General features: G+C 54.8%; 6 protein-coding genes and 1 pseudogene. All 7 read left to right on the top strand.

Features of this window, described 5'->3' with window-relative positions:
* Positions 1-535: pseudogene (locus tag ACOJS8_RS10700) on the top strand (SusC/RagA family TonB-linked outer membrane protein); the annotation flags it as partial.
* A 20-nt stretch (positions 536-555) separates the two neighbouring features.
* Entirely contained in the window at positions 556-2,187 is a 1,632-nt protein-coding gene (locus tag ACOJS8_RS10705; RefSeq protein ID WP_420148534.1) for a RagB/SusD family nutrient uptake outer membrane protein, read from the top strand.
* 12 nt (positions 2,188-2,199) lie between these two features.
* Positions 2,200-3,318: a SusE domain-containing protein gene (locus ACOJS8_RS10710; protein WP_420148535.1), complete on the top strand. Its 1,119-nt coding sequence runs from the start codon at positions 2,200-2,202 to the stop codon at positions 3,316-3,318.
* 83 nt (positions 3,319-3,401) lie between these two features.
* A complete protein-coding gene (locus ACOJS8_RS10715) occupies positions 3,402-4,616 on the top strand; it encodes a glycoside hydrolase family 76 protein (RefSeq protein WP_420148536.1) in 1,215 nt (404 codons plus the stop codon).
* 3 nt (positions 4,617-4,619) lie between these two features.
* The gene (locus ACOJS8_RS10720; RefSeq protein ID WP_420148537.1) at positions 4,620-6,980 is read left to right on the top strand and encodes a GH92 family glycosyl hydrolase; all 2,361 of its coding nucleotides are present in this window, start codon (positions 4,620-4,622) and stop codon (positions 6,978-6,980) included.
* A gap of 54 nt (positions 6,981-7,034) precedes the next feature.
* The gene (locus ACOJS8_RS10725) at positions 7,035-8,243 is read left to right on the top strand and encodes a glycoside hydrolase family 76 protein (RefSeq protein WP_420148538.1); all 1,209 of its coding nucleotides are present in this window, start codon (positions 7,035-7,037) and stop codon (positions 8,241-8,243) included.
* 6 nt (positions 8,244-8,249) lie between these two features.
* The coding region (locus tag ACOJS8_RS10730) for an ROK family protein (RefSeq protein ID WP_420148539.1) at positions 8,250-8,668 on the top strand (419 nt) is incomplete at its 3' end.

Consider the following 8,668-nt stretch of genomic DNA (forward strand, 5'->3'; position numbering starts at 1 on the left):
GGGCAACCCGTTCCCACGCTATACGTTCGGCTTCACCTACCGATTGGCGGTAAAAGGCTTCGATCTGAATTTGTTTATCCAAGGCGTAGGCAAGCGCGATGTGATGCTCCGGGGCGAAACCGTCGAGCCATTCCACTACAACTACGGAGCGACCATGTATGAACACCAGACGGATTTCTGGACGCCCACCAACCCGGATGCGCGCTACCCCCGACTGGCGGCTATCGGCTCGCCTTCCAACACCAACAACTGGCGGTACGGCTCGGACGTCTACCGGTACAGTGGCGCCTACGCCCGGTTGCGGAACGTGCAGGTTGGTTACACCATTCCGACTGCCGTAACCCAGAAATTTGGGGTTCAGCGCCTGCGGGTGTCCCTGATTGGCCAGAACTTGCTGACGCTTACCCAGCTTAAGTTTATCGATCCCGAAACGTCCGAGTTCAACAACAACCTCAACTTGAATGCGTCGTCCAACAGCGGCCGCAATTACCCATTGCCCATTTTTTACGGGTTTGGACTTGATCTTAGCCTTTAACCTGTTAATCCCTCATACGCATGAATTTTTTCAAGAAACTAAGTGGCCTGTGTGTGGTCTTGTTCACCGTTGCCGGGTGCGGAACGTTGGATATTGCCCCGGTCGACCGGTTTACGGAACTCAATTTCTGGACCACGAGCGAGAACGTGAACAATGCCCTGAACAACATTTACAGCGGCATGTACAACAGTACGTTATACTTTTATAGCGAGGCTTTGTCGGATAATGCCTACACCGCGCAAGGGTCGGCAGCGGGTAATCCGGAAGCCATCGCGAGTGGTAGTTTTACCTCGACGCTGCCGAAATTTCAGAATGACTGGTCGTTCTACTATGGGGGCATCAAATCCTGCAATATCTTTCTGACCAACGTTGATCAGAACACGACGCTTCCGGCGGAGACGCTGGCGCGGATGAAAGGTGAGGTGCGTTTCGTGCGGGCCTGGCACCATTTTAACCTGATGAAGTGGTATGGCGACATTCCGCTGCTGGACCGCGACATTTCACCGGATGAAGCCAAAACGATTGCCCGTTCACCCCGGGCCACAGTCCTGAAATTTATCACGGACGAACTGACGGCGGCTGCGGCCGTGCTGCCCTCCCGGGATGCGTATGCCCCCGCCGATAATGGTCGAATTACCAAAGGCGCAGCCATGGCGTTGCAGGCCCGGGTTCTGCTCTACGAAGGAAATCGGATGGCCGAGGTTGTTGCTCTTTGCGAACAGTTGATCAACGAGCAGGCGACCAACGGTCAGTACGGACTGGCGGCCAGCTACGGCGATCTGTTCAGCAGCCCGACGGTTAACAAAACCAGCAACGAATCCATTCTGGCCCTGCAATACGTACCTAGTCTGCGCACCTGGTCGGAGTTTTTCGACTTCGCCCCCCGGTCGGTCGGAGCCCGGACGAACAGTCTGGCCCCCACGCAGGAGCTGGTCAACGATTACATCATGCTCAATGGTAAAGCGATCAGCGAGACGGGTTCTGGATATGTCGAAACCAACCCCTACGTCAATCGTGACCCCCGGCTGACGGCTACGGTGGTTTACGACCGATACGTCTGGCGGAACGCGGACGGCACGACGCAAACGATCTATATCCGCCCCGGCTCGGACCCGGTCCGCCCCGCGCTGAACGAGTACGCACTCAACGGGCAGGGGTCACCCACGGGGTACTATTGGCGTAAATACTACGACCCAAATGGGCTGGCCAACTTTGCGTCGGGGCTGAATCTGCACCTGATTCGGTATGCTGAAGTCCTGCTGATGTACGCAGAAGCGAAGCAAAGCCTGGGACAAATGACCGCTGATGTGTGGGACAAAACAATCCGGCCCCTCAGGCAGCGGGCGGGCTTCACAGACGCGGCAGCGCTGAACTTTCCAACGGGTGGCGATCTGACCGGGATCATCCGGCGGGAGCGTCGGGCCGAATTCGCGATGGAAGGACTACGAATCGACGACATTCGCCGGTGGCGGATCGCCGAGACGGTTCTCAACGGCTATGCCCACGGTGCCAAATTTGGCGACCCAGCGGTGGACAACGGCTACATCCGGGCGCAACGGCGCCAGTTTGATCCGGCCCGTAATTACCTGTGGCCACTGCCCGCTTCCGAGCTGAACCTCAACAAATCATTGACCCAAAACCCTGGTTACTAACCAACCCGCTTCATGAAACAAACGTTGACGTATGGTAGTATGGCTTTAGTCGCCATGCTGTCGATTGCTTCCTGTACCCAGACGGTTCGGGAACTGAATCCGGCGGTCACCCCGGTTAGTTCGCTGATGACCCCCGACAATAATACCAGTGTCAGGCTGGAACCGGGTACGCCGGCCAGTGTGCAGTTCAAATGGGGACCCACCCAGACCGCTGAAGGTGTTTTGTACGAAGTAGCGTTCGATAAGGTCGATGGCGACTTTAGCAAGCCGTTTTACAAGACCGTATCCGACGGATTAGGCGTCCAGCCTCAGCTCACCCTGAGCCACAACGACCTGAAAAAAATCGCGGCCCTGGGGGGTATCGCGGCTTCTTCTACGGGTAGTGTTAAATGGACGGTATTGGCGTCAATTGCGCTGAACCGCCAGATGAGTACGACCACCCGCATTCTGACCATGACTCGCCCCGCCGGGTTTGCCGAACTGCCGGACAGCTTGTATCTGACGGGAAGCGCCACCGAAGGCGGTGAGGATGTGACCAAGTCCATTGCCTTTAAGAAAACCGAGGACGGCGTCTTCGAAGCGTTTACCTCGTTAAAGGCCGGTACCTATTACCTGACGGATCGACGGACGGGCAGCGGCAAGAACTACTACGTTGCCAAAGACACCGTTCGGGAAGGTAACACGCCCGTAACCCTGACCGGCGCGACGAAAACGTATCGCCTGCGGTATGATTTCAACATCGCCACGGCGCAGGCTACCGAAATTCAGTCAGTTGGGTTGTTCATGTCGGCGTACAACAAGGAAATCGGTACGCTTACCTACGCGGGCAATGGAACGTGGACAGCCGCCAGCATTCCGGTTGAGTTTTACCCGTTTTCCTGGGGTCGTGACGAGCGGTACAAGTTCGTCATGCATACTGCTAATGGCCTTGCGTACCTGGGCAGTGCGAACGTGAATAACAACAGTCCCGCCGGAGCCCCCGCGTCGTATTTTCAGGTTCAGTCGGTTTCCGATGCACAGTGGGACAATACGTATAAGTTTGATCCAACTGCCGATGGCAAGAAGGTGAAAGTGGACCTTGTTCTTCGGGCGAACGCGCCGTACACGCATCAGGTAACCGTGCTGAAATAAGCGCAGTAGCTGCTGAAAACTCCTATTGAAACATCCAGTGTCGCAAGCATAACCGCCTGTGGCACTGGATTACGCTCCCGATTATGAAGAACTTACTTTATTATGGACTTGGGCTGGTCGTAGCCGTTACGCTCGTTACGGCCTGTGGCGATAAGCAGTCACCATCGCCCGTTGCGGAACCCGACACGACCAGGCCGACCATACCTACGCCAACCGTGTCGCGGTACCGGACAGCAGCCCAGAAAAGCCATGCCTACGTACTGACCAATCTGCTGACTCCGTACAAGAGCTACCGGGTCAGCGCGACCACCGATCCGACGTCGGCGTTCGAATGGTATAATACCAGCCAGATCTACGCGGATGCGGCCATGGTCAGGATTGGGGAGACTAGTCACGCGACCTACATGAACGATAGCTTCAACTGGATGAGTCATTTCTGGGATGATAACAGCCCCATCGGCGGCTATTTTGGTTTTGTGCGCATTGATGGTAGTGAAAAAGGCTCCGACTCGCTGAAATACATCGACGACAATGCCTTGTCGGGCGTGGTTTATCTGGATGCCTACGAAGTCAGTACCGGAGCGATGAAAGCGGCTTATCTGGACAAGGCAAAAGCCTGCGCCAACTGGCTCATGAAGAGCGGTACCTGGGACACAACCTTCGACGGCGGATTTTGGTGGAACACGGCCAAAACGGTAAAGCCAACCCAGTCGAACGGGTTAGCCATGCAGTTGTTTGCACGGTTGTACGCCCTCACCGGCGAAGCTGTTTACCGCGAGTGGGCAACCGCCGTGGATAAGTGGCTATCAAGTAAATTATACGAAAGCAGCACCGGTCTTTTTGTCTGGCAGATTGACCGGGCGAGCAAACGGTTTACCGAAAAATTCACTTACGACAACGCCATTATGGTGGAGGCCTTTCTGGTGTACGGACAAGCCATGAAAGACCCGTCGTACCTGGTGAAAGCGCAGGCGCTGGGCAATGCCATGAACCGGACGCTGTGGGATAAGACGCACAACGTGTATATCTTCAACACCAGCGATCTCCGCGTCACCCCGGCCTGGTGCGGGTGGGGGTCACAGGCGATGATTAAGCTGTACGAAGCTGACCAGAACACTACGTGGTTGGGCTACGCGCAGGGGAATATCGACGCCATTAACACCGTACTGAGAGACCCAATTACGCACGGCTATTACCAGTTTGCCAGCCTGAACGGGGCCGGTCGATACGCAAACATCGAAGGGGTTGATGTGGCCTGGATGCAACGGATACAGGCGCTCCTTTCAACATACAGATAAGTCATGAAACGAATCCATTTCTCCACCCTCTTCGGTAGTATTGCCCTTGCTGCGCTGCTCACGTCCTGCGCTGTGAAACGTCCCAATGTGCTCCGCTACGTCGATCCTAACATTGGAACGGCCCATAGCCGATGGTTCTTTTACACGCCAGCGGCTGTCCCCCACGGCATGGCCAAACTGGCTCCTTCCACCAACGGGCACTACGGTAACGATCAGGGCTGGGAAGCGGTCGGGTACGATACGCGGCACAACTCCATCGAAGGCTTTGCCCACTTCCACGAATGGCAGGTAGGCGGGGTCAGCTTTATGCCCGCTACCGGTGAGCTAAAGGTAAAACCCGGCGAACTGGACAAACCGGGCAGTGGTTACCGATCTAAATTTGATCGAAAAAATCAGGTAGCCGAACCCGGCTACTACAAGGTTTTGCTGGATGATTACGGAATCACCGCCGAACTGACTGCAACCAAACACGTTGGTTTTCATCGGTATACCTTTCCCAAGAATGACCAGTCGCGAATTATTCTGGACATTGGTAATGTGCAGGGCGAAAGCGGGGAGGTGCGGAAGTCGGAAGTCCGCATGATAGACGATACGCACTTTGAAGGATTCGTGACCACCTATCCTAAGTACGTAAAAACCTACGATCCGAACGGGCAGGTGTCCATGTACGTCTGGGGCGAAGTGAGCAAGAGCCCACGGTCGGTCGGAGCGTTTACGGACGCAGGTGTTCAGGCACAAAGCAATTCGGCTACTGGAAAAGGCGCGGGGCTTTTTCTGGACTATGTGACCAACGCAAACGAGGCCATTGAACTGAAAGTAGGCTTATCCTATACGTCTATTGCCAACGCGAAGGCTAATCTGGAAGCCGAAGCCGCGAAGCTGTCGTTTGAGAAAGCCCGGAAGCAGGCGCAGGATACGTGGCAAACCGAACTCGGTAAGCTGACCGTTGAAGGGAATGAAACCAACAAGGTCAAATTCTATACGGGCTTGTTTCACGCCCTGCTGGGCCGGGGAATCGCCAACGACGTGACCGGTGCCTATCCCCGGCACGACGGAACAATTGGTCAACTGCCGCGCGATAAAAAAGGAAATTTCAGTTATAACTTTTACAACACCGATGCCATCTGGGGGGCGTACTGGAACCTGACGCAGCTCTGGGCGCTTTCGTACCCCGAGCGGTACAACGATTTCGTACAAACTCAACTGGCGATTTACAAGGAACGGGGCTGGTTTGGCGACGGTATTGCCAACAGCAATTTTGTATCGGGCGTAGGAACCAACTTTGTCGGTCTGGCCATTGCCGGGGCGTATCAGGCAGGCATTCGGGATTATGATACGAATCTGGCTTATGAGGCTATCCGGGCTAACGAACTGAGTGGGCGAAACCGGCCTGTCGGCTCCGGCAAGCTGGATGTCGAAGCGTTCGTCAAACGTGGCTACGTACCCTACCTCGACGAAGACAAAACCGATTCGACCGGCTCCCGCTTTTCGGCTTCGCATACGCTGGAATACAGCTTTAGTGCCTTCGCTGCCGCCCAACTGGCGAAAGCGATGGGCAAACAAACGGATTACGGCCAATTTACCAGGCTCTCCAATGGCTGGAAACTTCTCTACGAACCGAAGGCCAAACTGGTTCGTCCGAAAAAAGCGGACGGCAGTTTCATCGACAAATTCGATCCGTACGAACCCTGGCGGGGCTTTCAGGAGGGGAACGCCGTGCAGTACACCTTTTTTGTACCCCAGAATCCGCAGGCCCTGATCGAAACGGTGGGCAAAGACGAATTTAACAATCGGCTCGACGGCATCTTCACCACGGCCCAGAAAAACGGGTTTGGGGGTGGCAAGGAAATTGACGCCTTTGCCGGGATCAAGTCGATTTATAACCACGGCAACCAGCCGAACCTGCACATCAGCTGGCTGTTCAACTTCTCCGGAAAACCCTGGCTCACCCAGAAATGGACCCGCGCCATCTGCAATGAGTTCTACGGGGTCGAACCCATCCACGGTTATGGGTACGGGCAGGATGAAGATCAGGGCCAGTTGGGGTCGTGGTACGTCATAGCCTCGCTTGGCTTATTCGATGTCAAAGGCTTCACCGATCTCCGGCCGATTATTCAGCTGGGCAGCCCTGCATTCGATCAGGCGACGATCCGGCTGGGCGATGGCAAGACGCTACAGATCGAAGCCAAAAATAACTCCGCCCAAAATGTATACGTGCAGTCGGCTACCTTCAATGGAAAAGCTCTACAAAATTGCTGGTTGTACCGGGATGAGTTGATGAAGGGCGGCAAATTAACGTTCGTTATGGGCAGTCAGCCCAATACGAAATGGGGCATTCAAACACCTCCGCCTTCGGCCCAGTAGCGGGACCGATTAGGCGACCTGATGTACTCAACAACGCATAAACGAATAAGGATTTTGACCCAGCTACACAAAAAACAGCCCGCCCGAATGGTAGCAATTGGTTTGCTTCTAGCCGTTCAGACCGCCTTTGGGCAGGTCCCCAAAACGTCGGCAGAGTATCTGAACCGGGCCCGGGAAACCTATACCAACGTCTGGCGTCGGTATAGGGTGCCAGCCTATAACCTATTCTCAGAAAATTACCCGCCGAATCGCAACGACACCCTAACGTACATGCAGGGCGGTGGCGTTAAAGAAAAAGCCGTTAGCTTTCTGTGGCCATTTTCCGGGATGTTTTCGGCGACCAATGTGCTGCTGAAAATTCCTTCCGAACGAAAAACGCAACTACGCTACCTGGACAGTCTGGTTACGGGAATCGAAACCTACCGCGATTCAAGTCGTTCGCCGGTTGGTTACCAGGCCTATCCGGTACGGTTTGAGAAGTCGGACCGGTATTATGACGACAACGGGCTGGTGGGAATCGACTATATGGAAGCCTACCTCAACACCCAAAATCCGCTTTACCTGAAACGGGCGAAGGACGTATTTGCCTTTATTCTGAGCGGGTGGGACGATGAGCTGGGGGGCGGTGTTACGTGGCTGGAAGGGCATCGGGATCAGAAACCGGCCTGCTCTAACGGCATGGCTACGCTCACAGCGCTCAAGCTCTACCAAGACACAAAAGACCCGTATTATCTACAATGGGGCAAAACGTTTTACAACTGGATGTACACGAACCTGCTCGATTCGACCGGCGTGTATGCCAATGATCGCAAAGCAACGGGGTCCGTGAACCGGGTCTTCTACACCTACAATTCCGGCTCTATGCTCGAAGCTGCGGTGCTGCTGTACCAGTTTACCGGCGATAAGCAATATTTGAGGCAGGCCGAACAACTGGCCAAGGATACGTACGTTCATTTCAGCAAACAGAAGCATCCCGCTTCGTCCGCCATTCAGATCGATTTACCCTGGTTTGTGACGGTGCTTTTCCGGGGCTACGAAGCACTTTACCGGGTCAACGGGGACTACCTGTATATTACCAAAATCAAGCAAAGCCTCGACTACGCATGGCAGAACGCCCGCGATCAATACGGTCTGGTTACCCACAGCTGGACGCCCCAACCAGCGGAATTGAACAAGCCAAAATGGTTGCTGGACGAAGCTTGTATTGCTGAATTATACGCCCGGCTGAGTCTACTGGAAAAGGAACGGGAAACGAAAAAATAAACGGGTATGGAGCAAAAAGCGATCATCGCTATCGACCTGGGGGGTACTCGTATCAAGCTGGGGCTTGTCAGGGCGGGGACCGTTTTGCTGACCAATCAGTTGGATTCGCAGTCAGGTCAGGGACTACAAAGTCGGTTACCCCAGATTCAGGCCACCGTCAACGACATGCTGGCCAAAGCTGGTTTGTCGGTCTCTGATCTAGCGGGTCTGGGTGTTGCGGTGCCGGGTATCGTTGACCCCGTTCAACAGCGCGTTCTTTCCATCAATGCCAAATATAGCGATGCTCCCACTCTTGACTTACCCGGCTGGGCCAGAGCGACCTGGGGCGTTCCTTTTCACCTTGAAAATGACACCCGAGCGGCTTTGTTGGGTGAATGGCAGCACGGGAGCGGACGCGGTTATGACAACGTCGTGCTGATGACACT

Origin of the sequence: Spirosoma sp., from assembly GCF_048594605.1 — a bacterium.
Classification (GTDB): domain Bacteria; phylum Bacteroidota; class Bacteroidia; order Cytophagales; family Spirosomataceae; genus Spirosoma.